This is a genomic window from Methylobacterium sp. Leaf466, from assembly GCF_001425565.1.
Classification (GTDB): domain Bacteria; phylum Pseudomonadota; class Alphaproteobacteria; order Rhizobiales; family Beijerinckiaceae; genus Methylobacterium.
Genome location: NZ_LMRC01000012.1, coordinates 198,690 through 222,056, shown reverse-complemented (window position 1 = coordinate 222,056; position 23,367 = coordinate 198,690). Strand labels below are relative to the sequence as shown.

At 66.9% G+C, this 23,367-nt stretch carries 22 protein-coding genes; 11 read left to right on the top strand and 11 right to left on the bottom strand.

The annotated features are described in order from the left end of the window. Positions 1–16: 16 nt before the first annotated feature. Positions 17–955 carry a hypothetical protein gene (locus tag ASG59_RS21405; RefSeq protein ID WP_056284464.1) on the top strand — a complete coding sequence of 313 codons (939 nt, stop codon included), beginning with the start codon at positions 17–19 and terminating at the stop codon, positions 953–955. Here the strand turns inward: ASG59_RS21405 and ASG59_RS07345 are convergent. After that, positions 950–2,191, bottom strand: a complete 1,242-nt coding sequence (locus ASG59_RS07345) for a TIGR03862 family flavoprotein (RefSeq protein ID WP_056408074.1) — start codon at positions 2,189–2,191, stop codon at positions 950–952. The two genes, ASG59_RS21405 and ASG59_RS07345, sit on opposite strands and share 6 nt — an antisense overlap. 216 nt (positions 2,192–2,407) lie before the next feature. Here ASG59_RS07345 and ASG59_RS07340 point away from each other — a divergent pair, with 216 nt between their 5' ends. Continuing rightward, positions 2,408–3,427: a TerC family protein gene (locus tag ASG59_RS07340; protein ID WP_055885792.1), complete on the top strand. Its 1,020-nt coding sequence runs from the start codon at positions 2,408–2,410 to the stop codon at positions 3,425–3,427. Between the two features lie 62 nt (positions 3,428–3,489). On the opposite strand, the gene ASG59_RS07335 is transcribed toward ASG59_RS07340, so the two are convergent. The 3 genes from ASG59_RS07335 to ASG59_RS07325 form a co-directional block, all read right to left on the bottom strand. Then, positions 3,490–4,260: an N-acetylmuramoyl-L-alanine amidase gene (locus ASG59_RS07335; RefSeq protein ID WP_056407792.1), complete on the bottom strand. Its 771-nt coding sequence runs from the start codon at positions 4,258–4,260 to the stop codon at positions 3,490–3,492. Next, positions 4,257–4,982 carry a DnaJ family molecular chaperone gene (locus ASG59_RS07330; protein WP_056284190.1) on the bottom strand — a complete coding sequence of 242 codons (726 nt, stop codon included), beginning with the start codon at positions 4,980–4,982 and terminating at the stop codon, positions 4,257–4,259. The genes ASG59_RS07335 and ASG59_RS07330 overlap by 4 nt, the downstream gene beginning before the upstream one ends. A gap of 196 nt (positions 4,983–5,178) precedes the next feature. Beyond that, the gene (locus ASG59_RS07325) at positions 5,179–5,448 is read right to left on the bottom strand and encodes a hypothetical protein (protein ID WP_055885784.1); all 270 of its coding nucleotides are present in this window, start codon (positions 5,446–5,448) and stop codon (positions 5,179–5,181) included. Between the two features lie 220 nt (positions 5,449–5,668). On the opposite strand from ASG59_RS07325, the gene ASG59_RS07320 reads away from it, so the two are divergent. From ASG59_RS07320 to dusA, 4 genes are all read left to right on the top strand, one after another. Further along, positions 5,669–6,235, top strand: coding sequence for an urease accessory protein UreE (locus ASG59_RS07320; protein WP_056407790.1), 567 nt, complete (start codon positions 5,669–5,671; stop codon positions 6,233–6,235). Positions 6,236–6,404: 169 nt separating this feature from the next. Continuing rightward, entirely contained in the window at positions 6,405–7,316 is a 912-nt protein-coding gene (locus ASG59_RS07315; protein WP_156399148.1) for a class I SAM-dependent methyltransferase, read from the top strand. A 276-nt stretch (positions 7,317–7,592) separates the two neighbouring features. Then, positions 7,593–9,668, top strand: a complete 2,076-nt coding sequence (locus ASG59_RS19800) for an FkbM family methyltransferase (RefSeq protein WP_156399147.1) — start codon at positions 7,593–7,595, stop codon at positions 9,666–9,668. Between the two features lie 330 nt (positions 9,669–9,998). Continuing rightward, positions 9,999–11,018 (top strand): tRNA dihydrouridine(20/20a) synthase DusA, encoded by a 1,020-nt coding sequence (dusA, locus tag ASG59_RS07310; RefSeq protein ID WP_082528664.1) that lies wholly within the window; start codon positions 9,999–10,001, stop codon positions 11,016–11,018. Positions 11,019–11,022: 4 nt separating this feature from the next. On the opposite strand, the gene ASG59_RS07305 is transcribed toward dusA, so the two are convergent. The 3 genes from ASG59_RS07305 to cobS are packed head-to-tail and all read right to left on the bottom strand — an operon-like array spanning position 11,023 to position 12,794. After that, positions 11,023–11,712 (bottom strand): TIGR02281 family clan AA aspartic protease, encoded by a 690-nt coding sequence (locus ASG59_RS07305; RefSeq protein WP_056407783.1) that lies wholly within the window; start codon positions 11,710–11,712, stop codon positions 11,023–11,025. Then, a complete protein-coding gene (locus ASG59_RS07300; RefSeq protein ID WP_082494548.1) occupies positions 11,709–11,912 on the bottom strand; it encodes a DUF1289 domain-containing protein in 204 nt (67 codons plus the stop codon). The genes ASG59_RS07305 and ASG59_RS07300 overlap by 4 nt, the downstream gene beginning before the upstream one ends. Positions 11,913–11,963: 51 nt before the next feature. Then, complete coding sequence (gene cobS, locus ASG59_RS07295) at positions 11,964–12,794, bottom strand: adenosylcobinamide-GDP ribazoletransferase (protein ID WP_056407781.1); 831 nt, start codon at positions 12,792–12,794, stop codon at positions 11,964–11,966. A 92-nt stretch (positions 12,795–12,886) separates the two neighbouring features. On the opposite strand from cobS, the gene cobT reads away from it, so the two are divergent. After that, on the top strand, positions 12,887–13,918 hold the full coding sequence (gene cobT, locus ASG59_RS07290; protein WP_056407778.1) for a nicotinate-nucleotide--dimethylbenzimidazole phosphoribosyltransferase: 1,032 nt from the start codon (positions 12,887–12,889) through the stop codon (positions 13,916–13,918). A gap of 313 nt (positions 13,919–14,231) precedes the next feature. Further along, on the top strand, positions 14,232–14,492 hold the full coding sequence (locus tag ASG59_RS07285) for a hypothetical protein (protein ID WP_056407776.1): 261 nt from the start codon (positions 14,232–14,234) through the stop codon (positions 14,490–14,492). 178 nt (positions 14,493–14,670) lie between these two features. Here the strand turns inward: ASG59_RS07285 and ASG59_RS07280 are convergent, their stop codons facing one another. Beyond that, positions 14,671–15,441 (bottom strand): potassium channel family protein, encoded by a 771-nt coding sequence (locus tag ASG59_RS07280; RefSeq protein ID WP_056407775.1) that lies wholly within the window; start codon positions 15,439–15,441, stop codon positions 14,671–14,673. Positions 15,442–15,750: 309 nt separating this feature from the next. Between ASG59_RS07280 and nhaA the strand changes: the two genes are divergently transcribed. Beyond that, a complete protein-coding gene (gene nhaA, locus ASG59_RS07275; protein ID WP_056407773.1) occupies positions 15,751–16,965 on the top strand; it encodes a Na+/H+ antiporter NhaA in 1,215 nt (404 codons plus the stop codon). Between the two features lie 128 nt (positions 16,966–17,093). Here the strand turns inward: nhaA and ASG59_RS07270 are convergent, their stop codons facing one another. Beyond that, complete coding sequence (locus ASG59_RS07270; protein ID WP_055885751.1) at positions 17,094–18,638, bottom strand: HAMP domain-containing sensor histidine kinase; 1,545 nt, start codon at positions 18,636–18,638, stop codon at positions 17,094–17,096. Between the two features lie 265 nt (positions 18,639–18,903). Here ASG59_RS07270 and ASG59_RS07265 point away from each other — a divergent pair, with 265 nt between their 5' ends. Together ASG59_RS07265 and ASG59_RS07260 are read left to right on the top strand one after the other, a co-directional pair. After that, positions 18,904–19,359, top strand: a complete 456-nt coding sequence (locus tag ASG59_RS07265) for a (2Fe-2S)-binding protein (RefSeq protein WP_056407770.1) — start codon at positions 18,904–18,906, stop codon at positions 19,357–19,359. Between the two features lie 64 nt (positions 19,360–19,423). Next, positions 19,424–21,625 (top strand): xanthine dehydrogenase family protein molybdopterin-binding subunit, encoded by a 2,202-nt coding sequence (locus ASG59_RS07260; RefSeq protein WP_056407767.1) that lies wholly within the window; start codon positions 19,424–19,426, stop codon positions 21,623–21,625. Positions 21,626–21,717: 92 nt separating this feature from the next. Here ASG59_RS07260 and ASG59_RS07255 read toward each other — a convergent pair whose 3' ends face one another. Together ASG59_RS07255 and pyrE are read right to left on the bottom strand one after the other, a co-directional pair. Then, entirely contained in the window at positions 21,718–22,374 is a 657-nt protein-coding gene (locus ASG59_RS07255) for an NYN domain-containing protein (protein WP_056284156.1), read from the bottom strand. A 350-nt stretch (positions 22,375–22,724) separates the two neighbouring features. Continuing rightward, the gene (gene pyrE / locus ASG59_RS07250; protein ID WP_056407765.1) at positions 22,725–23,315 is read right to left on the bottom strand and encodes an orotate phosphoribosyltransferase; all 591 of its coding nucleotides are present in this window, start codon (positions 23,313–23,315) and stop codon (positions 22,725–22,727) included. Positions 23,316–23,367: the final 52 nt, after the last annotated feature.

Below are 23,367 nucleotides of genomic sequence, written 5' to 3'. Positions count from 1 at the left end.
GGCCGGAAACAGATCCATGCGTCTCGACGGCGTCGCTTTCCTCCTGGCGGCCATGGTGCTGGCGGGACCGGTCGCGTCGGTGCCGGCCGCCGCGCAGCTGGCGATCCAGGTCCTGCCCGGCGAGACGGCGGCTCCCGCGGAGCCGTCCGACGGCCCGTCTGCGGGGACACCGGGTGCGCGGTCGGCGCCGAAAGCGTCCAAGCCGCGGGCCAAGCGACCGCCTGAGCCGAGCCAGCCGATCACGGTCTACGAGGCACGCATCGAGGCCGGCGACCTGCGGATCTCGGGGAGCCTGCGCAAGGGCGGTCTCGTCGTGGTGCTCGACGACGACATCTCGGTGATCGCCGACAAGCGCGGGCGCTTCTCGTTCCGGCTGCCCTATCTGCCCCCCAACTGCGTCGCCACGCTGAAGGCGGGCGAGGACGAGCGCGAGGCGGTGGTGGCCAATTGCGGCTCATCGGGACCGCAGGGGGTCGCGGGTGTGGCCGGTGCTCCGGGGGCGAACGGGGAAGCCGGCGTCAAAGGTGAAACGGGTCCGAAGGGCGATCCGGGTCCGAAGGGCGATCCGGGTCCTGGCGGCGAGCCCGGCGCGAAGGGCGAGGCCGGACCGCAAGGACCGCCCGGTCCCAAGGGCGAGCGGGGCGAGCCCGGTCCGCAGGGGCCTGCCGGGCCGCAGGGCGTGGCGGGGACGGCCGGGGCCGACGGTGCGGCGGGGCAGGCGGGTGCGGCCGCCGTCGTGGCCACACCGGTCCCATCCGCGAGCGCGTTCCGGCTCCTGAGGCTCGAGAGCTGCCCGGTGGGCGGCTGCGAGATAACCTGCGAGACCGCGGAGGTCCTGGTTTCGGCCTATTGCCTCAAGGCGCGCAGCCCGACCTTCATGCAGAGCGGCGGGGCGCCGAGCGCCGCCTGTCCCGCCGACAGCCAGGGCATGATCGGGATCTGCGCACGCCTATGACGGGGGCCTGACCGCCTCTTCGCCGAGCCAGGCGAGAAGCCCTTGGGCCGCGGCGCGCCCGGTGGCGAAGGCGGCCTGGAGCAGGTAGCCACCGGTGGGCGCCTCCCAATCCAGCATTTCGCCGGCCACGAAGGTGCCGGGCCGGGCGGTGAGCATGAACCGGTCGTCGAGGCCGGCGAAGGCGACGCCCCCGGCGGTGGAGATCGCCTTCTCGATCGGTCGCGGGGCGCGCAGGCGGACGGGCACCGCCTTGACGAGGGCGGCGAGCGGCACCGGGTCGTCGGGCAGCGTGCGGCCGGCGGCCTCGTAGACGAGCGCCGTAGCCACAGGGCTCAGGCCCGCGGCCTTGCGCAGGGTGGTGGACCGGGACTGCCCGGATTTCGCGGCGCCGAGCCGTTCGACCAAGGTCCGATGGGCGAGGTCCGGCCGTAGGTCGAGGTGGATCACGGCCTCGCCGCGCGCGGCGATCGCCTCCCGGATCGGGCGCGAGAGCGCATAGACCGCCCCGCCCTCGATGCCGTCGGCGGTCACCACCGCCTCGCCGCGCACGGTGGTGTCGCCGAAGCGCAGGGCGATGCGCTTCAGGGGCTCGCCGGCGAAGCGGCTACGCAGGTGCTCGGACCATGCCACCGTGAAACCGACGTTGGCCGGCCTCAGGGGCGAGACAGGCACGCCGTGGCCCTCGAGGAGCCGGACCCAGGCGCCGTCCGAGCCGAGGCGAGGCCAGCTCGCGCCGCCCAGCGCCAGCAGTACCGGCCCCGAATGCCGCGTCACCGGTCCGTCGGGGGTCTCGAAGGCGGCACCGCCGGCGTCGGACCAGCCGACGAAGCGATGGCGGGCCCGGATCCGGACCCCGAGGCCGTCGAGGCGGGCGAGCCAGGCCCGCAGCAGCGGCGAGGCCTTGAAGCTCTCGGGGAACACCCGGCCGCTCGAACCGACGAAGGTCGGCTGGCCGAGGTCGTGGCACCAGGCCCGCAGCGCATCGGGCGGGAAACCCTCGACCGCCCTGACGAGGCCGGCCGGTGCCGGCCGGTAGCGGGCGAGGAAATCCGTCAGCGCCTCGGAATGGGTGAGGTTGAGGCCGCCGCGTCCGGCGATCAGGAACTTGCGGCCCACCGACGGCATCCGGTCGTAGACCGTCACGGGGTGGCCGGCCCCAGCCAGCACCTCGGCGGCGAAGAGACCGGCGGGGCCGGCCCCGATGACGGCGATATCGGTCGGCGGCACGTCTTGCATGCCCATGCGGAGCCGCATCGGCACCCGTCCTGTCAAGGAGAACCGCAAGGCTCCCGGAGAACCGCAAGGCTCCCGGACACCCTTGATTCCGCCGACAGGCCTTCCCAAGTCCGCGACATCGGCTGCGGGCCCCTCTGGCGGAGCGCGTTTTCATGCCTCCGTGATGTCGGAGCCGATGCTTTCCTCTCCCTTGAAAAGCATCGATGGTGCCCGCGCATGCCCGAATTTCTCTTCGTCGAATGGCTCGGCAAGCCGATCTGGATGTGGCTCGGCTTCCACGCGGTCGTGGTCACGCTGCTCGCCTTCGACCTCGGCGTTCTCCACAAGGACAAGAACCACGTCATCGAGGTGCGTGAGAGCCTGCTGCTCACGGCCTTCTACTTCGGCCTCGGGCTCGCCTTCGGCGGATGGGTCTGGTGGTATTTCGGCGGGCAGACGGCACAGGAATACGTGACCGGCCTCGTCGTCGAGAAGTCGCTGTCCATGGACAACGTCTTCGTCATCGCGGTGATCCTGACCTCGCTCGGCATCCCGCGGGCCGCCCAACACCGCGTCCTCGTCTGGGGCATCCTCGGCGCCCTCGTGATGCGCGGGCTGATGATCGGGCTCGGCGCCGCCTTGGTGCATCAGGCGGCCTGGATCCTCACGGTGTTCGCGGCCTTCCTGATCTTCGTGGGCGTGAAGATGCTCGTCTCGAAGGAGGAGACCGAGGCCGTCGACATCAACGACAACCGCGCCGTCAAGGTGTTGCGGCGCTTCTTCCGCATCACCCCCGAGTTGCACGGCCAGCAATTCGTCGTGAAGAAGCCCGATCCCGAGACCGGCAAGATGGTGCGCTGGCTCACGCCGCTGGCGCTCGGCCTAGTCCTCGTCAACCTCGCCGACGTGATCTTCGCGGTGGACAGCGTGCCGGCGATCTTCGCGATCACCACCGACACCTTCGTGGTCTACACTTCGAACATCTTCGCGATCCTGGGGCTGCGCGCGCTCTATTTCGCGCTCGCCGCGATGGTGGACCGCTTCGCCTACCTCAAGACGGCGCTCGCCTTCATCCTGATCTTCATCGGCCTCAAGATCGTGGTCGCGGATACCTTCGACCTCGTCCACCTGCCGCCGTGGGTGTCGCTGCTCGTCACCGTGACGCTGCTGACCGGCGGCATCGTCTACAGCCTGTGGCGGACGAGGGGCGGCGCGCAGGACGGAGACGAGGTCGCCTCGTCAGCGCGGGCGCGCTGAGGGTCCGCATCGCGGTCCGACACCCGCCGGCATCGGCGTCGCAGGCGAGGAGGGACTGACCGTCACGGCGATGGCGGTGGGGGCCTGTCTCTGGCCGCGATGAGGTCGCGCAGGGTGGTGATGGTCGAGGAATCGGCGATGCCGTCGACCCGCTCCTGGCGGAAATGGCGCTGGAAGGCCGTCACCACCGCCAGGGTCCGCGCGTCGAAGGTGCCGGTCACCGCAAGGTCGTATCCGTAGAGGGCGAACATCGCCTGAAGCGCCTCGATCGGCTGGCCGGCGTCGCCCTGCGCGAAGAAGCGCCCGTCGCGGATCGGGGCCGGCGGCACATGGTGCCCGACGCCCTCCCTGGCGAGGCGGTCCCAGGGAAAGCGCTCGCCGGGGTCTTCCTTGCGCTCGGGCGCGATATCGGAATGGGCGAGCACGCCGGCCGGACGGATCGGCCAGCGCGAGACGAGGTCCCGGCACAGGGCGATCACGGCCGCGATCTGGACGTCCGGGTAGGGCGGCAGGCCGCCGTCGTGGCCGGGATTGACGATCTCGACGCCGAGCGAGCGCGAGTTCACGTCGCGCTCGCCCGCCCAGGCCGAACGGCCGGCGTGCCAGGCGCGGCGGCCTTCCGGGACCATCTGCATCACACTGCCGTCCTCCAGGACCACGTAGTGGGCGGAGACCTCGGAGAGCGGGTTGGCGAGGCGCTGGATGGCGGCGGCGGCCGAATCCATGCCGGTGTAGTGCAGGATCACGAGGGTCGGCGGCCCGCCGATGCGCTCGCCGTGGTTGGGCGAGGGCACCACGCTGGTGGCGACGGCGCTTTCCGGGGTCGCCTTCACCGCAGGCCCCGCTCGGTCGCGATGCGGTCGTAGGCGGCGTTGATGGCCGCGAGCCGCCGGGTGGTGATGGCCACCGCCTCCGCCGGCAGGCCGCGGGCGATGGCCCGGTCGGGATGGTTCTCGATCACCAGGGCGCGGTAGGCCGCCTTGAGCGCGCCGTCCTCGGCGTCCGCTTCCAAGCCGAGCACGAGGTAGGGATCGTCCGACAGGCGCATGTGCCGCGCCGCGATCCGCCGGAAGGCGTGCTCGTCGTAGCCGAAGATCTCGGCGACGGCGCGCAGGTAGCGTTCCTCCGCCTCGTGGATCGCCCCATCGGCCTTGGCGATGTGGAACAGGCCGTCGAGCACGTCCTCGAGCATCTGCGGCTCGTCGTGGAAGACCGAGGCCATCTGCCGGGCATAGGCCTCGAAGCCGCTGGTCGTGCCCTTGGCGAGGTCGAACAGCCGCGCCACGCCGGGGCGGGCATCGGCGTCCACCGCCACCACCTTGTCGAAGGCCTCGACCTCGGACTCGGTCACGACCCCGTCGGATTTCGCCATCTTGGCGGCGAGGGCCACCAGACCGGTGGTGAAGACCACGTCGCGCGGCGTCGTGCCGAAGATCGCGCCCTCGCGGTCCACCAGGAAGTGCCCGGCCGCGAGGCCGACGAGCCCCCCGAGCGGCCCGCCGATGGCGAGCCCGAGGCCGGCGCCGCCGAGCTTGCCCCAGATTCCGTCGCTCATCGCAGGGGCCGGTCGGTGTGGACGGGAGGGAAGTCGACGGTCATCGTCTCGGCACGGGAACACGGCATCGGGCGCAAGCCATACACCGGAGCACGCAGGTGCAAAAGCGATAGCGCAGATGCGAGAAGGGGCCGGAACCGTCGGTTCCAGCCCCTCCTTCGCCGGCCGTGAAGACCGGCCGATCGGCCCGATGGACTCAGCGGCAGTACACGTCGCCGTAGGCGTCGCGGTAGGTGCCGTAGGGGCAGCGCGGCGCGCTGGCGGCGCCGACGATGGCACCGCCGGCTCCGCCGATGGCGGCACCGGCCAGGGCGCCGCCGGCGCGGCCGGTGGCGGCTCCGCCGATGGCGGCTCCTGCCAGGGCGCCGAGGCCGGCGCCGCCGAGGGCGCGGTCCTCGGGAGTGTTGCAGGCGCCGAGCGAGAGGGCGAGGGCGCCCGCGAGGGCCGTGGCGATGAGCTTCTTCATGATGGCGGAGGTCCCTTGTGCAGTGGATCGGGTCCGGCTTTGCGCCGTGATGGGTCAGGCTCGACGATCCGGCGGATCACCGCGCTGGGATGAGCTTAGCCGTACAGGCTCATGAATGCACCCTGGCGGCATTCGGTTCCGCCCACGCTTTCCGTTCGCATGGAAAACCCTTTAGAGAGGCCCGATCCCCACAGGTTCGGGGTCGGTCACCGAGGACATCATGCTGCGCGCCACCACCATCGTCCGCAAGCCGGCCGTCCGCCCGGAGTCCGTGGTCGACACCGTGATCCTCGACCACGCCGCCCGGCAGGCGACGACGGGCGAGATCACCGGGCAGGGGGGCCTGGGCCTCACCCTCGCCCTCACCGCGACCACGGGGCTGGAGGACGGGGACGCCCTGCGCCTCGACGACGGCCGCCTGGTGGCGGTGCGCGCGGCGGCCGAACCGCTGATCGCGGTGCGGGCCGAGAACCCGGCCCGCCTCATGCGCCTGGCCTGGCAGCTCGGCGGCAACCACGTGGCCGCCGAAATCGGGCCCGACGTGCTCTACGTCCCGGCCGACGCGGCGGTGGCCGAACTCGTCCGCGGCCAGGGCTGCACCGCGCAGGCCGTCTCGCGCGCCTTCAAGCCCGAGCGCGCCGCGCACGACCACAGCCAATGCGGCCACGATCATCACGCGCACGATCACCAGGCCCACGCCGGTGACGGCCACCCGGATCACGGGCACGACCACGCGGCTCACGACCATGGCCACGTCCACGGCCCGGACTGCAAGCACGACCACTGAGCCGTCGTCTGCAACCCATCCGAAAAATGCATCTCCTGGAGGAATAAAGCGCGCAACCATGGGCTCATTGAGGTACAAACCCTGACCGCTTGGCCCGGACCGAACGGACCTGCGAAAAGACGGCCTGGTTCATTTTGCCTTCTCGACGGCCTAGGAACGAGATTTCGATATGGAAACGAAGAATGTTTGGTCTCCGGTATCGGAGCGAAACAGAAGACTGACTTTCGGGGTCGATCCGGCCATTCACATGGGCGTGGAAATCGGAGCACTCAACAACCCGATTATTGCGCCGGAATTCGGCATCTGCGAATATGTAGATTATACGGACGCCGGCAACTTGCGCAAACAACATGCCGCCCTACCTGATCGGGTCGCCGGCATCGTTGACGTTCATCACGTCTGGAGCGGAAACGGTTCGTTGGCAGACATCGTCGGAAGCGGGAACCGATACGACTTCGCGATCGCCAGCCACGTCATTGAGCACGTACCGAACACCTTGGGATGGTTTCGCGGCATCCATGAGGTCCTGCGCGCGGGGGGTACGTTCAACCTCGCCATCCCCGACAAGCGGTACACCTTCGACGTCAACTGCCCGGTGAGCACCATCGGGCAGTTGATCGAGGCCGATCTACTCGGGTATTCGAAGCCGAGCATTCGCCAGATGGTCGACCATTGCGTCCACATCGCGAAAATCGAGCCCGGCGACATCTGGAAGAGCCAGATCGATCCCAAGGGTCTCGCCCCCTACAATGGCGAGTTCGCACTTTGGATCGCCGAGACTCAGGCCAAACAGATCGCTCAAGAGGGGCAATATTTCGACAGTCACTGCTGGATTTACACGCCACTGTCATTTTTGGACCTTATTCGCCAGGCCGCAATGTTGGAGCGGTTCGATTTTGAGATCATCAATGTTCTGAGCACTGACCCGGACGAGTTCGAGTTTTTTGTCTCGCTCCGGAAATCCACCGATTCGCTGAGCCGCGAAGCCCTGAAAATGCGTCAGGTTGCGGCAATCGACGGTTTTAAGAAGCGTATCGAACACCAGCAATATCGAGCGTCCCTCGCAGCCGGACATGGGTAAAGCCAGCGTAGCAAAACGCTAGAACTATCTGCGCATCGCTCAAATACGGCCCGGGGAAACGGCTTTATAATTATACAGTAATGAGTCGTACGTTGGACCTAGGACCGATGCCTTCTGAAGATAACAAGATCGAAGCCTGAAGGCATCTTTTAGACCTACAATTGTCAATCTCTACAGCATTCTGGCCACCTCACCGGTTGCCTTTTTCCTCCGACTTGATCTACAAAATCCGAGCACCTTTGCTTTCTTAAAAATGCCGACTAAGGAAATTTTCAAGTGACAGATATTGAGATAGAAGAATTTTGCGCTTTGTATATTGAATCCGACATTTTCATAAGGCACGCGATGGTAGAAAATGTTGTCGATAATGCCAATAAAAATAATTTCCCTTTAGTACCATCGAAGATAGTTATCTTACTCAGACAAAAAGGACTTCTTGATCAAGCAGAAACAATCGTCCAACAATTTACACTGATCGATCCCTTTAAATATCATTGTTCCTGGGAACTTGGATATAGTTTTGCAGTCATAGGGCGACCGGATAAAGCCATTTTTTATCTAAAACGTGCGCTCGCCGAGCTGGAAGACCTCAAATGCCTGCTTTGGCTAGTACGACAATATGCAGTCGTTGGTCAGAAAAATGACGCAGAAGCGACTCTCCAAAGAGCGTCACATCTTTTTCCGGAAAACAAAGATACAATAATTTCTTACAGTCAGTTTGTAAAATTTGTGTCTATTTATGATAGATCGACCGCCAAATCTCTCTGTCATCGCGTTAAAGATAGCTTTGCGGCGAAAACTATCTCTCAAATCGAGTTGGATATAAACCACGCACTAGAATTTGGTAAGCCATATCTTCTTCTTCGTCTTGGTGATGGTGAGGGAGCGCACATACTCCTCAATTCTGAGGATGAGGCAGAATATTCAGTCTACTACAAGTCTAATAGAAAAGAATTTACTGAAATATGGTTCCAAGACTCCTCCGTACTTGAAGAACCCGCTTACCGCGCAGCTGCGGGAGTTTTTAATGAGTCTATCCAGCAAGCTGATGTAATTGCTGGGAGTATGTATTTTGAAGCGATTCAAACGGAATACGATCTTACGTCTCCACGAGGGATAGCATGGGTCGTGAATACGATGCGAAAGCTACTTGCTTTGGCGGACAAAGACCCAGAGTGGGCCAGTAAAGTTCCTGTGTTTCATTTAGGTGTTCACTATGACCTACTAATCTCAGGTACTCTCGCTCGCGTGCTTCAAGACCGACAAACTGTCGGACTTATCAGCTGTCACGGCGAGCTACCAAAGGCTCTCCAGCGCACATATGGTATTGAGAGGATCGAGTTCCTTAAGGTTCCCGGCGAGCAGATTCACGCTGAAACATTAGGTGACAATGCAGTAGCCGGAAGGCATTGGCCAGAGCGTTTTAATGAAATTAGTAAATTTTTGGACGCTCCCGTAGATCGGCGTGGCCAAATTTGGCTTGTTGCAGCTGGAATGTTGGGGAAAATTTATGCAGCAAAATTGAAAAACTCAGGAGCTGTAGTTTTAGATATTGGCGCTGTTGCCGATTTATGGATGGGTAAAGTAACTCGGATATTTCCTAATCTACCGGAGGAGTTGAAATTGAAACCGGATACCGATATCTTTACTTTTGTCGATGTCGGCGGGCTAGGGGGGGTTGGTGAGGATTGGCTTCCTCATATTGCCAATGTGCGTGCCGTTTTGTTCGAGCCGAACCCGCCAGAAGCGGCTATGGCCCGGACAAAAATTGCGGCCAGTCCAGGGGGAGTTGTGATCGAGCGCGCATTAAGCAACCGCGCAGAGCATCGAACTCTTCACGTTACCAAAAGTCTCGGCTGTACGTCGCTTCTCGTTCCGAATCAAAAATTCCTTGCGTCTTACTCTATCAGCCCGGCATTCCGGGTCACACACGAGCTTGAAGTAGAATGCGTTCGGTTTGATGCACTAGTTGCAAGTGGCGAAGCACCGCTACCTGACGCAGTCAAGATCGACGTCCAAGGATTTGAGTACAATATTTTGGAGGGTTTTGGCGGCGCATTGCATCACTGCCTGGGTGTCAAGGTTGAGGCGCATCTATACCCGATTTATGAAGGTCAAAAGCTTCTTGCCGACATCGTAGATATTCTTGGACGAGCCGGTCTAACTCTTCGAAAGATTGAGCCAGTCAATCATTTCGATGGCGACATTGTCGAGGTTGATGCTTGGTTCACATGCTCGATTGAGCGGATAAATACATTGTCCACGCAAAGGGCTTCTAAGCTTCAGTTTCTCGAAAAAGTTTGGGGGCTTGGACCTCGGCGTCCTTCATTTGGCGAGAAACAATTCGAGTAATGGAGCGGGTACTGTCTCTCATAAAGGCGTAGCGTGGTAGGCAGTATAATAGTCTGATCTCGGTCGTTTGATGTTGATCGAGTTCCGCGACAATTCTCGATTGTCACCTTCAATACGGCCTGCAAGTTGGGCCAAAATATTTTGAGTCTGAATCTCATCTCGTTCCGACCAATCCCTTGTTGCGGCGGCGACAGACATAGGACAGATGGCGAAAGAGAATCATAGTGTTACTTTGGCTGTCTCGTTCGAAGAACATTAATGAACCACCTTCGAGGGCAAGACTAGCTTGACCCGCATAAGTCGGGGATTTTTGCACGAAAGCGACCGCGAGTGACCGACGCAGTTAAAGAAATCAACGCATTCAGTCCCTACCGACTCTCCGTCGCACCGATGATGGATTGGACGGACCGTCACTGCCGGTCGTTCCACCGCGTCCTGTCGCGGCGGGCGCGGCTCTACAGCGAGATGGTCACCACCGGCGCCGTGCTCCATGGGCCGCGCGACCGGTTACTCGCCTTTTCCCCGGCCGAGCATCCGGTGGCGGTGCAGCTCGGCGGCTCGGACCCGGCCGACTTGGCGAGAGCCGCCCGCATCGCGGCGGACTACGGCTACGACGAGGTCAACCTCAACGTCGGCTGCCCGTCCGACCGGGTCCAGGACGGTCGCTTCGGTGCCTGCCTGATGCGCGAGCCGGGGCTGGTCGGCGATTGCGTCGCGGCGATGAAGGCGGCCGTCCGCGTCCCGGTGACGGTCAAGTGCCGCATCGGGGTCGACGACCAGGGCGAGGAGGCCCTCGACGCCCTCGCCGAGGCGGTGGTCGCGGCGGGCGTCGACGCCCTCGTCGTCCATGCCCGCAAGGCCTGGCTCCAGGGCCTCTCGCCCAAGGAGAACCGCGACGTGCCACCCCTCGACTACCCGCGCGTCGCCGCCCTGAAGCGGGCGCGGCCGACCCTGCCGATCGCCGTCAACGGCGGCATCGCCACGATTCCTGACGCGCTCGGCCATCTGAGCGCGGTCGACGGGGTGATGATCGGCCGGGCGGCCTACGGCGACCCGGCGATCCTCCTCGAGGTGGACCCGACGCTGTTCGGCGAGGCGGCGCCGGTGGCCGACGCCTTCGCGGCGGTCGAGGCCTTCGCGCCGACGATCGCCGACGCCCTGGCCGAGGGGGTCCGCCTCCACACGATCACCCGGCACATGCTGGGCCTGTTCAACGGGCGGCCGGGCGCGCGCGCCTATCGCCGCCACCTCTCCACCGTGGGCACGCAGTCCGACGCCGGCCTCCGGGACCTGCGCGACGCGGTCGCGATGGTCTCGCGCGATTGGCCCGAGGCGACCCGCGCCGCCTGAACGGTCAGGGCGCGCGAAGGGTCAGCCGGTCGCCGCGGACCTCGTAGGAGCCGAGGCGGCTGAGAAAGCTCATGCCGAGGAGATTGTCGGACAGGGCGCCCGGACGGCTGATCAGCGCCGAGACCCGCCTCAGGGTGATGTCGCCCACCGCGAGGCTGTCGAGGTAGGCCGGCGCGGCCACCGTGGTGCCGTTGGCGGTGGAGATCCGCACGCTGAACTCCGACTCCTTGGGCGTCAGCGAGAGGGCCGCGGCGTTCTCGGCGGTCAGCACCACGGCGCTGGCGCCGGTGTCGAAGACGAAGGTCTGCACCCGCCCGTTCACCGCCGCCCTCACCTGGAAGTCGCCGCCCGCCCGCCGGGCGATGGTGACGCTGCCGCCCGGCCCGGTGGTGGCGCTGCCGGGGCGCAGCTCGCCCACGATGCGGTTGCCGACCTCGCGCGCCTCGTCGCGATAGGCGTAGGCGCCGACGCAGGCGAGGCCGAGGAGGCCCCAGATCGCCAAGGCCCGCAGGTTCTCGCCCATGCGGCTGCGGAACTCGCCCCAGAACCCGGCCGCGATCATCGCGAGCAGCGCGCCGCTGCCGGCCAGCCCCGCGAGCTGCTCCGGCTCGAGGCCGACGATCCGACCCTCGCCGTGATTCAGGACGAGGGCCACGAGCACGATGCCGAGCACCCCGATGGCGAGGTTGATCATCGTGCCACCTTGCGGCGCTGGGCGGCTCTCAGGCGCTCGGGCAGGGTCGCCATGATCGCCCGGCGCCTGGCCTCCGGCATCCCCCCCCACAGGGCGATCTCGTCGCGGGTGCGGCCGCAGCCCTCGCACAGCCCCAGCCCATCGTCGAGGACGCAGAGCTTGGTGCAGGGGCTGGAGGCTTTCTGGACGAGGCTGATCATGACCCGTTCCATGCCGGGCCGCGCGGCCGGGATCAAGTCGAGGGCATGGCCTCAGGCGGGGGTCGCGACAAGGAGACCGAGGAGGGCCGCGATCTCGGCGAGCTGCTGGCAGGCCCCGACCACGTCGCCGGTCTGGCCGCCGATGCTGCGCCGCGCGAGGCCGGCGACGCCCCAGGCGGCGAGGGCGCAGCCGCCGACCATCAGGGCGAGAGCGGCGACCGGGAGACCGAACGGCAGGCTCAGACCCGCGAGACCCAGGCCGAGCACCACGGCGATGCCGAAAGTCCGGCGGCTCGGGCGTCCCACCGCGGCGCCGGCGCCCCCCGGCCGGGCCGGATCGAGCGCCACCAGGGGATACAGCGCCGCCGTGCGCGACAGCGCCGCGGCCAGGACCAGCGCCACCGCGGCGACGGCCTCGATCCGGTCGAGGAGGGTCGCGAGCGCCCCGATGCGCAGGGCCAGCGACAGCATCAGGGCGACGCCGCCGTAGGCGCCGATGCGGCTGTCGCGCATGATCTCGAGACGGCACTCGCGGGTGGCCCCGCCGCCGAACCCGTCGGCGACGTCCGCGAGCCCGTCCTCGTGCAGGGCGCCGGTGACGAGGACGCCGGCCGCCACCGCCAGGGTCGCGGCCAGGAACGGCCCGAGCCCGAGCGCCCAGGCGCCGAGCAGCACGAGCCCCGAGGGGAGTGCCAGGACGAGGCCGGCCAGCGGCAGCATCCGCGGCGCGGTGCGAAAATCGGGCACGCCGTGCGGGTCGCCCTCGCCGGGCAGGCGCGGCACCGGCAGCCGGCTGTAGAAGCGCAGGCACGCGGCGAGGTCGTAGGCGGCCCGAGCCCCGGGAAAGCCGGGCTCCGCGATGTCGCGCGCATCCTGCGCCATAGTCGGCCCGCCTTCACCCTCGCACCTGCGAAAGCTATAGCGGAGCGACAGCGCGCCGCCATCCCGGCCCGACCCGCGCGAGGGATGTCGCCATGACCGTCGAGACACCGTCCGAAGAAGGCCCGTTCGCGGACATCCGCCGCCTGATCGCCACGATGCCCGGCCCGGACGGCGACGCCCTCGCCATGGTGCGCGAGCGCGACGCGATGCTGACCAAGCCCGCCGGCGCCCTCGGTCGCCTGGAACGCCTGGTGGAATGGCTCGCCGCCTGGCAGGGCAAGGGCCGGCCGAGCCTGGACCGGCCGCTGGTCTGCGTCTTCGCCGGCAGCCACGGGGTCGTCGCCCGCGGCGTCTCGGCGTTCCCGCCGGAGGTGAACCGGCAGATGCTCGACACGTTCGCCGCCGGCGGCGGTGCCATCAACCAGATCTGCGCCGCCTACGGCCTCGGCTTCAAGGTGTTCGATCTGGCCATCGACCTGCCCACCGGCGACATCTGCGCCGGCCCCGCCTTCTCCGAGAAGGACTGCGTGGCGACCATGGCCTTCGGCATGGAGGCGGTGGCCGCCGGCACCGATTGCCTGGGGCTCGGCGAGATGGGCATCGGCAACACCACCATCGCCGCGGCGATCTACGCGGCCCTCTACGGCGGCGAGCCGGCCCATTGGGTCGGCCGCGGCACGGGGGTCGACCAGGCCGGGCTGACCCGCAAGACGCAGGCCGTGGCCGACGCGCTCGCCCACCACGCCGGCCACCTCGACGATCCTTTGGAGGTCCTGGCGCGCCTGGGCGGCCGCGAGATCGCCGCCATGGCCGGCGCCATTCTCGCCGCCCGCCTGCAGCGGGTGCCGGTGGTCCTCGACGGTTACGTCGCCACCGCGGCGGCGGCGGTGCTCCACGCCATCGACCCGGCCGCCCTCGACCATTGCCTCTCCGGCCACGTCTCGGCGGAGGGTGCCCATGCCGACGTGCTCGAACGGCTCGGACTGGTCCCGCTGCTGGCCCTCGGAATGCGCCTCGGCGAAGGCTCAGGCGCCGCGATGGCGATCGGCGTGCTCAAGGGCGCCCTGGCCTGCCACCGCGACATGGCGACGTTCGCGCAGGCGGGGGTCGCGGGTCCGGCCTGACCGCATCGACCGCGGCGAGTCTTTCGCGACCGCGGCGAACCGGACGGTCGCCGACAGGTGGCCCGTTGAGGCCTCCTCTGAAGCGAGGCATGCCCTGAAGCGAGGCTTGCCCTGGAGAAACACCGCGCGACGAACCGTTTTAGGCTTCCCCCGGCGGTGACGGCGCGAGACCGGGTGCAGCCGACGGTTTTAATCCGGCCGCTCATGTGCCTGCGCGCACGTCGTGGATGAGATCGGCACCCCATATCTGGCTTACACAGTGAGAAGCGGACCAAACAGTTGGTCCGTACTGTCAAGGAGCTAGCAAGCCATTATGAAGACCCGTATCGCCGCTATTGCCACCGCCCTTGTCCTTGGCGTTGCTCCGATCTCGTCCGCGATGGCTTTCGATAGACCCTCTCGCTACACGACCTTCTCGCCCTACGATGTGGAGACCACGGGCTCGATCAACGACGTCCGTCGCCCGCCGGCCTATTTCGGCTGTCCGATGAGTTCGGCCGCCGAAGGCAATGCCAACCAGCAGAACTTCCCCGTCCAGCAGTACGGCCAGACCTCTGGCGGCAACCGCTGCTGATCCGGCCCCTCGGAACGAACGGATGCTGTTGAAGACCTTCACCTACGTCATGGCCGCCGTCTGTGCGGCGGGCCTGATCGTCACCGTCTATCAATCGGCTCACCTGCTGCTCGCCGCCTGAGCCCGAACCGATCCCCTGGAGGGGCCGCCTGCAACGGCGGCCCCTCCGTTCGCCTGTCTAGCTATCGCCCTCGTCGGGGATGTTCAGGGTGACGCCGCAGGCCTTGCAGTGGACCGCGTCGGGTTCGTGGCGCTGGAGGCCGCAGGTCGGGCAGGGAAAGCGCACCTTGTAGGGGCGGAAGAGAACCTGCGCGAGGCGGAAGAACAGCGTCACGCCGCAGATCATCACGAACACCGAGATCAGCCGGCCGGTCGTACCCGGCAAGGTGATGTCGCCGTAACCCGTGGTCGAGAGTGATGTCACCGTGAAATAGAGTGCGTCGACGGGGGTGGCGATGGCGGGGTTGCTGCCGTGCTGGGTGACGTAGATCACCCCGGTCATCACGAACACGAACACCACGAGGTTGGTGCCGGCCAGGATCGCGTCCTCGTGGTGGCGGAACAGCGCGCTGTCCTTCCGGAGGCGGTCGAGCAGTTCGTAGGTGCGCAGGAGCCGGAGCGTGCGCAGGATGCGCAGGAAGCCGGCGCTTTCGCCCAGGAGCGGAAGCAGGAACGACGCGATCGCGGCCAGATCGGCCCAGGTGGTGACGCGCAGGAACTCGCGGCTGGGCCGCGGGCTGACGACGAGGCGAGCCACGAAATCGAGCAGGACGATCAATCCGAGCACGATGTCGAGGACCGCGATCCAGCCCGTGCGCGGCATGAACGACGACACGATGACGAACAGGATCGTGGCCACGTCGAAGACGAGCAGGCCGTAGCGGAAGCGATGCGCCCGGTCGGTGTCGCCCTCGTAGAGTTCCTTCAAGCGCGCGGCGTACCAGGTCATGAGGTCCCGACAGGTGTGTGGTCGCCCGGTGCCCACGTTGGGATGGCCCGCGCCCCCAGGAACGTCTGTCGTGATGAAACCGGCGGCCGGAGGCGTCGCGTTTTCCAGAAAGCGAGACGAATGTCATCCACCCGACACGAAACCGAGTCCCGGCAAACCGAGTGCCGGCTCGATGCGAGGGGCCGCCCACCGACGGTCTCGGAATTCGCGTCGCACCCCGTTCGTGATCGCGATGCGACCGTCGCAGTGGAGCGCCGAATTTCACCCGGGCCCGTTGAACCTCGCATGAAACGCTGACAGGGCTGACACATGCACGCGCCAAGCCCCATTCGCCGCCCGTTCTCAGCCCTGCGGGCGATGCTGCACAACGAAGCGAGCGGCGGCCTCGTCCTGATGGCGAGCGCCGCCCTGGCCCTGGTCGTCGCCAACTCCGCGCTGGCGCCCGCCTATTTCGCCACGCTGAAGGCCTATCTCGGGCCCTTGAGCGTGCTCCACTGGGTCAACGATGCCCTGATGGCGGTGTTCTTCCTGCTGGTCGGCCTCGAGATCAAGCGGGAGGTGCTGGACGGGCGCCTGCGCACCTGGCCCGATCGCGTCCTGCCGGGGGTGGCGGCGCTGGGCGGCATGGTCGCCCCGGGCCTCGTCTATCTCGCCGTCAACTGGCACTCGCCGGAAACCCTGCGGGGCTGGGCGATCCCGGCGGCCACGGACATCGCCTTCGCCCTCGGCGTCCTGGCCCTGCTCGGCTCGCGCGTGCCGGTCTCGCTCAAGATCTTTCTCACCGCCCTGGCGATCATCGACGACCTCGGCGCGGTGCTGATCATCGCGGCGTTCTACACCGCCGAACTGTCCCTGCCGATGCTCGGCGGGGCGGCGGTCGCCTTCGCCGTCCTGTTCGGCCTGAACAAGGCCGGGGTCAGCCGACTGACGCCCTACCTCGTGGTCGGGGTGGTACTCTGGGTCTTCGTGCTCAAATCCGGGATCCACGCGACGATCGCGGGCGTGCTCCTGGCGATGACGATCCCCCTTCGCCTCAGCATCGGCAAGCCCGACGATCCGACATCGCCGCTGCACAAGCTCGAACACATCCTGCACCCGTGGTCGTCGTTCCTGATCCTGCCGATCTTCGGCTTTGCCAATGCCGGCGTGTCGCTGGCGGGAGTCACGGGCAAGATGATGCTCGACCCGGTGACGCTGGGCGTCGCCCTCGGCCTGTTCCTCGGCAAGCAGGTCGGCGTGTTCGGGTTCGTCCTGGTCGTCGTCAGGCTCGGTTGGGCGCAACGGCCCGCGCATGCCAGCTGGCTACAGGTCTACGGCGTGGCGCTGTTGTGCGGGATCGGCTTCACCATGAGCCTGTTCATCGGCCTCCTGGCCTTCGCCGACTCGCCGGAACTCGAGGCCGAGACCAAGATCGGCGTGCTGGCCGGCTCCCTCGTCTGCATGGCGCTGGGCGCGCTCGTGCTGCGGTTCGCGCCAGGTGGTTCCCGCCCGGCGAAAGTCGCGGCGGCAAGGCCTAACCCCTGAACGGCCGACGGAAGGCGAGCTCGTACGCTGCGTCGGCGCCGGCAAAGGAAATCCGCCGGTGCGTGAGCCGCGTGGAAGGACCGGCGTATCGTCGGCGAAGGGCCGGCAACCGCGCCGGAGGCGTTCGGTCAGGCCGCCGACCGCCGAGCCCCGTCCATCCTCGCCTCGGGCACGAGGCCGTCGACCTCCAGGTCCACGGCCGGCAGGGTTTCCATGACCCGGCTCGCGGGGAAGGTCACCACCACCTCGGTGCCCTCGCGCGGGCGCGAGGACAGCTGGAAGGTGCCACCGTGGAGGTCCACGAGGCCCTTGACGATGGGCAAGCCGAGGCCGGAGCCCTGTTCGGCGGTCTTGATCGCGAGCGAACCGCGGCCGAAGGACGACATCACGGTACCGATCTCGTCCTCGGGAATGCCCGGGCCGGTATCCTTCACGCTGACGTATTGGCCTCCGGACCCCGTCCAGCCGACCTTGATCGTGATCTCGCCGCCCGGCGGCGTGAACTTCACGGCGTTGGAGAGCAGGTTGAGCACGATCTGGCGCAGGGCCCGCTCGTCGGCCCACAGGCGCGGCAGCGTACCGTCGATGAACTCGCGGAAGGTCTGGCCCTTGCTGCGCGCCCGCAGCCCGACCATGTGGCGCGATTCCTCCACCGCCTGGGCGAGTTCCGTCGCTTCCTCGTTGAGCTCGTAGCGGCCCGCCTCGATGCGCGAGAGGTCGAGGATCTCGTTGATCAGGTTGAGGAGATGGAGCCCGCTCTCGTGGATGTCCTTGGCGTATTCGCCGTAGGACGGCGCCACGTGCGGGCCGAACACCTCGTTCTTCATCACCTCCGAGAAGCCGAGGATGGCGTTGAGCGGCGTGCGCAACTCATGGCTCATGGTGGCCAGGAAGCGCGACTTGGCGAGGTTGGCCTCCTCGGCCCGGCGCCGCGCCTCGTCGGAATTGGCCTTGGCGTGCTCGAGTTCGCCGAAGATCGCGTCCTTCTCGGCCTGGGACTGCAGGGCCTCGACGGTGGAGACGTAGACCCGGCGCCCGACCACCAGGAAGAACACCTGCGAGCCCAGCGCCATCGTGACGAGGATGATCGTGTCCATGTCGTGGGAGATCGTCAGGAGACCTAGCGCCGCCAGCATCAGCGGGACCAGGGCCGCGACGGCCGCCGCCGGCAGGGTCGCCGCCAGCATCGTCGCCACCGCCGCCACGATGACGAGGCCGAACAGGACGAAGGTCTGCGCCTCGCTCGACCCGACCAGGACCATCAGGCCCCAGGACACGCTCTGGACCGCCTCGGACACCACGAACGCGCGCCGCCAGCGGTCCACCGAGACCGTCTCCGGGTCGGCGGCCAGGAAGCGCCGGGTCAGCCACATGGTCAGCGCCACCGACGCCACCAGGCAGATCGCCCAGCACAGGGAGAAGCTCAGCGGCACCCAGAACGCCGAAGCCCCCGCCACCGCGGTGGCGAGCAGCGCCTGCGGCAGGCCCGCGCCGGCCCGGTACTGCGCGTAGATCCGGATGAGTTCGTAATCGAACGCTCGTTCGAGACCGCTCGTGGAGGTGAGGCGCTCCCGGGCCGAGCGGATGTCGCGCGCGATCTCGCGTCGCCGAACGACCTCCTCGACGGAGGGCCCACGCCCGCGTTGCACCATCTCCGCCGTCAGATCGGTCATCACCGTCTTGAAATTTGAAGTGATCGATGTCGCGGGCGGGAAACCACGTCTGCCGCCCGACCGAGGCTCGAACCTGCGCGGGATGTGTTAAGAACGGCTGAGGGAGATCCCGTCGATTGTCCGCAATCGGGACGGGATGCACAGGGCGACGGAGGCGGGACGCCCCCCCCGAATCATGTGCGCGGGCGCACATGAGAACGGGTTGGCCGGGACTAGCCTCGGTACCGTCGACCTTGAGCGACTCGAACAAGTCCGGAGACGCGGGATGCTGACACTCACCGTCAATGGCGTAGCGCACCAGATCGACGCCGATCCGCAGACGCCACTGCTCTGGGTCCTGCGCGATCACCTCGACAAGACCGGCACCAAGTACGGCTGCGGCATCGCCCAATGCGGTGCGTGCACCGTCCACCTCGACGGGCAACCCGTGCGCGCCTGCCAGACTAAGGTCGGCGACGTCGGCACCGCCGCCGTCACGACCATCGAGGGGGTTTCAGGGCGCGTGGCCGAGGCGGTCCGCACGGCTTGGCGCGGCCTCGACGTGGTCCAGTGCGGCTATTGCCAGTCCGGCCAGATCATGTCGGCCATCACCCTGCTCTCGTCGACCCCCAAGCCCACCGATGCCGACATCGACGGGGCCATGGACGGCAACGTCTGCCGGTGCGGCACCTATCAGCGCATTCGCGCCGCGATCCACGACGCCGCCCGCACCCTCGCTTGACGGCGCCTTTGCCCGATCGATCCCGCGCACGCCCTACGTTTCCCAGAGGACTGGAGCCCGAGCCATGCTGAAGGTCCATCCGACACCGCCGGCCGCCACACCCTCGCGCCGGGCCTTCCTCGGAGGTGCCGCCGCCACCGGTGCCGTGCTGATCGGCTTCCACCTCGATGCCGGCAAGGCCGTGCGGGCCGCCGCCGGTCCGGATCTCTCGACGCTGCCGGCCCAGCCCAACGCCTTCGTGCGCATCGCCGCCGACGACACCGTCACGGTGATGATCAAGCACCTCGACATGGGGCAGGGCAACACCACCGGGCTCGCCACCATCCTCGCCGACGAACTCGACGCCGATTGGGCTCAGGTTCGCACCGCCTTCGCGCCGGCCGACGCCACCCTCTACGCCAACCTCCTGATGGGACCGGTTCAGGGCACCGGCGGCTCGACGGCCATCGCCAACTCCTGGTTCCAGCTGCGAAAGGCCGGAGCGGCCGCGCGCGCCATGCTGGTGGCCGCGGCGGCCGCGCGCTGGAAGGTTCCCGCGAGCGAGATCACCGTGGCGTCGGGCGTCGTCGCGCATGCGGCGTCGAACCGGCAGGCGCGATTCGGCGAACTCGCCGAGGCCGCCGCGAGCCAGCCGGTGCCGCAGGAGCCGCGCCTGAAGGACCCGAGCCAGTGGCGTCTCATCGGCACCAAGGTCGCGCGCCTCGATTCGGCGGCCAAGACCGACGGCAGCGCCGTCTACGCCCTCGATATTCGCCGCCCCGGGCAGGTCACCGCGGTGGTCGCCCATGCGCCGCGCTTCGGCGGCGTGGTCGCGGCGGTGGACGACAAGGCCGCCCGCGCGGTGCCCGGCGTCATCGACGTGGTCAGGATTCCCACCGGCGTCGCGGTCATCGCCAAGGATACCTGGTCGGCGATCAGGGGCCGCGACGCCCTGGTGCTGACCTGGGACGACGCGGGCGCCGAGACGCGCTCGTCGGACGCCATCCTCGCGTCCTATCGCGAGATGGCGCGACGCCCCGGCCTCGTCGCCTCCGAGCGCGGCGACCCGGAAGCCGCGATCAAGGGCTCGGCCAAGGTGCTGGAGGCCGAGTTCACCTTCCCCTATCTCGCGCATGCCGCGATGGAACCGCTCAACGCCACCATCGAGCGGGCGAGCGACGGCGGCTACGACGTCTATGCCGGCTGCCAGCTACACTCCGTCGAGCAGGCGGTGATCGCCGGCACGCTGGGCGTGACGACCGACAAGGTCAGGCTGCACACGCAATGGGCCGGCGGCTCGTTCGGGCGCCGGGCGACGCCGGGGGCCGACTACCTCGCCGAGGCCGCCGCGATCCTGCGCGCCACCGGGGCCAAGGCGCCGGTCCACCTGGTCTGGACCCGCGAGGACGACATGGCCGGCGGTTTCTACCGGCCCACCGTGCTCCACACCCTCAAGGCCGGTCTCGACGCCAAGGGGGCGATCACCGGCTGGACCCACACCATGGTCGGCAAGTCGATCCTGATCGGCTCGCCCTTCGAGACCATGATGGTCAAGAACGGCGTCGATGCGACCACGGTGGAGGGCGCCTCCGACACGCCCTATGCGCTGCCGGCCTTCCGCTTCACGGTCCACAACGCGCGCGAAGGCGTGCCAGTGCTGTGGTGGCGCTCGGTCGGGCACACCCACACCGCCCAGGTGATGGAGGTCTTCATCGACGAACTCGCCCAGGCGGCGGGGGCCGATCCGCTCGCCTTCCGCCTCGGACTGCTCTCGTCGGCGCCGCGCCTGTCGGGCGTGCTGAAACTCGCCGCGGAAAAGGCGGGCTGGGGGTCACCGGCGGCCAAGGGCAGCGGGCTCGGCATCGCGGGGCACGAGTCGTTCGGATCCTACGTCGCCATGGTGGCCGACATCACCGCCGAGGATGCCAAGGTGAAGGTCAACCGCATCGTGGCGGCGGTGGACGTCGGCATCGCCGTGAATCCGGACGTGATCCGCGCGCAGGTGGAAGGCGCGGTGGGCTTTGCCCTCTCCTCGGTCCTGCGTAACCGCATCACCCTCAAGGACGGCGTCGTGCAGGAGCGCAACTTCGACGCCTACGAGCCGACCCGCATGAGCGAGATGCCCCTGGTCGAGGTCCACATCATGCCGTCCACGGCCGCCCCCACCGGCATCGGCGAGCCGGGCGTTCCGGTGCTCGCCCCGTCGATCTCGAACGCGATCTTCGCGGCGACGGGCCAGCGGCTGCGCTCGCTCCCGCTCGACCTCAGCGGCATGAAAGGCGTGTGACGGGCAACCCGCCCACGACCCCGGGTCTATCCGGGGTCGTGGGCATGAAGGGGTAAGGGGAACGGTTCTCCCGTCCGCCGGCACTTCGGGACTCAATTTCCCGTCGGCGACTCGTCGTCCTGGCGAATGCCGTAGCGGGATTCGAGGCCAGGGCTCGGCCGGGTCGGCCGCTCGGGCGACTCGCCGCGGCTGCGCGTATCGGTATGGCTTCTGACGCCACGCTCACCCGGGTCGCGGCCGACCTTGCCGATGAGATGGACGAGGTCGAGGAACTCGTCGGCCTGCCGGCGCAACTCGTCGGAGACCATGGCCGGCTGGGTCTGGATCGAGGACACCACCGTCACCTTCACGCCGCGCCGCTGCATCGCCTCGACCAGGGAGCGGAAGTCGCCGTCGCCGGAGAACAGCACCATGTGGTCGATGAACGGCGCCAGCTCGAGGGCATCGATGGCCAGCTCGATGTCCATGTTGCCCTTGATCTTGCGGCGGCCGGAGGAATCCGTGAACTCCTTGGCGGGCTTGGTCACCACCCGGTAGCCGTTGTAATCGAGCCAATCGATCAATGGCCGGATCGAAGAGTACTCCTGATCCTCGATCATGGCCGTATAATAGAAAGCCCGGATCAGGTTGTCCCGGCCTTGAAATTCCTTGAGGAGTTTTTTGTAGTCGATATCGAACCCGAGTGCCTTGGTGGCGGCGTAAAGGTTGGCGCCGTCAATGAATAATGCACTACGTTGCTGCGTGGTCATGGAATAACCTGTCAGAAAATAACAATGGATAATATTCGATGTCTTGCCGGATCAAGGTCCGCAAAAGCATCGAGATAGGCATCGGCCGCAATATCGATCCACTCTCCGTCGTCATGATTGGAGCAGCGAAAGACTTGACGATCTATACCGGCCGGCAAGGAGTGCAATATTTTCAATCGCCAAGTTCGGTATCTGTACCCTAAAGCACGTCTTAATGTCAACGGTTTATCAAATGTTAGCTTTTATTTCTGGCGTTTTTACTTACTACAGGTTGCTATTTTAGGGTGTGTGCCGGTTTTCGCGTGTATTCCGCCAGGCGAATCGACGATTGTAGCGGTGAACGATCCGCTCTACGGGGCGGCGGCCACGCGGCTTCCGGGCTTCACCGCGGGAATGGCTGCGAGTTCCGGCGGCAGGGCGTGGGCGGGATAGGCCGGGATGTCGAGGGTGACGAGGCTCGCCAGCGGCAATCCGATCTCGCCGCGCCCGCCGGAGCGGTCGATGAGGCAGGCGGCACCGACCACGGTCCCGGCCTCCCCGGAGAGGGAGGCGAGGCATTCACGGGCCGAAAGGCCGGTGGTGACGATGTCCTCGACGATGACGGCGCGGGCACCGGCCGGGATGGAAAAGCCGCGGCGCAGCATGAAGGGCCCGCCGGGATCGCGCTCGACGAAGATCGCCTTGGCGCCGAGATGGCGCGCCGTCTCGTAACCGGGAACGATGCCGCCGATCGCCGGCGACACCACGATGTCGATCGCGCCGAAGGTGTCCCGGATCACGGTGGCGAGGACGCGGCACAGGCGCTCGGTCCGCGCCGGATCGGAGAAGATCGCCATCTTCTGGAGGAAGATGCCCGAATGCAGTCCGGAACTGAGGACGAAATGCCCCTCGAGCAAGGCGCCGGCGTCGCGGAACTCGGCAAGCACGTCGTCGGGTGTCATGAAAGCGGCTCCGGCTGCCCTGCTGCGTCGCCCGGGCTTGTGGCAGTGCCGT